Origin of the sequence: Cellulomonas triticagri, assembly GCF_003696205.1 — a bacterium.
Lineage (GTDB): Bacteria > Actinomycetota > Actinomycetes > Actinomycetales > Cellulomonadaceae > Cellulomonas > Cellulomonas triticagri.
Window position 1 is genome coordinate 1 of record NZ_RFFI01000264.1, and the last position, 1,224, is coordinate 1,224.

Annotated in this window: 1 protein-coding gene; it reads left to right on the top strand. The window is 79.6% G+C overall.

What is annotated here, in order from left to right:
• Positions 1 to 1,224, top strand: a 1,224-nt coding sequence (locus EBM89_RS20730) for a S8 family serine peptidase (RefSeq protein ID WP_147463660.1), incomplete at both ends; no start/stop codon positions are given.

Below are 1,224 nucleotides of genomic sequence, written 5' to 3' on the forward strand. Positions count from 1 at the left end.
CGTCGCACCCGCGAGGCCGCCGGGCCGCCGCGGCGCTCGCCGCCGCGCTGCTGCTGCTCCCCGTCGGCGCGGTCACCGCGTCGGCCGCCCCGCCGGTCCCCGCCGCGACCGGTCAGCAGTGCACCCCGGACCGGGTGGCGTACACGACCGACGCCCCGCCCGCGCTGGCCCGGCTGTCGGCGGAGTCCGCCTGGACGGCCGCCACCGGCGCCGGTGTGGTCGTCGCGGTCGTGGACTCGGGCGTGGACGTCGGGAACGCGCACCTCGGCGGCGCGGTGCTCCCCGGCGTCGACCTGGTCGGCGTCAGCGGCGACCCCGCCGGGCGCACCGACACCGCGGGCCACGGCACAGCGGTCGCCGGGCAGATCGCCGCCCGACCCGTCGAGGGCTCCGGCGTCGTCGGGCTCGCCCCGGACGCCTCGGTGCTGCCGGTCCGCGTCTACTACGCCGACGACGACCAGGCCCGCGAGCAGGGCGTCGCCCCCGACGCGAGCCGGATCGCCGCGGGCATCGACGCCGCCGTCGCGGCGGGCGCGGCGGTCGTCAACGTCTCCATGAGCACCCCGACCGACACCCCGGCGCTGCGCGAGGCCGTCGCCCGCGCCACGGCCGCCGGGTCGCTTGTCGTCGCCAGCGCGGGCAACCGCACCACCAGCAGCGACGAGACCGACGGCCCCCGCTACCCGGCGGCGTACCCGGGGGCGCTCGCCGTCACCGCCGTGGACGTGGACGACGACCCGTCCGGCGACGCGATCCACGGCGACCACGTCGACGTCGCCGCGCCCGGCACGAACATCCTCACGACCTACCACGCGGCCGGTGACTGCATGCTCTCCGGCGAGAGCGTCTCGACCTCCTACGCCACGGCGTACGTCAGCGCCGCCGCCGCGCTGCTCGCCGAGCGGTACCCGGAGGAGACGCCCGCGCAGTGGGCGCACCGCCTCGAGGTCACGGCCGCCCGGGACCAGCCCGCCGAGCGGGACGACCTGGTCGGCTGGGGCGTCGTGCGCCCGGCGGACGCGCTGGCCTTCGTGGACGACGGCACCGCGCTCGGGCCGCCCAGCCCCGTGCACCAGGTCGACGCCGCCTCGGCCGCGAGCGCGCGCACCGTCGACGTCACGCCCCGCGCCGACCCGCTCGCGGGTGCCCGCCGGGACGCGGTGTGGTGGGGGATCGCGGGTGCCGCGCTCGTGCTGCTCGCCGCGCTCGGCGCGCGCGTCGCGG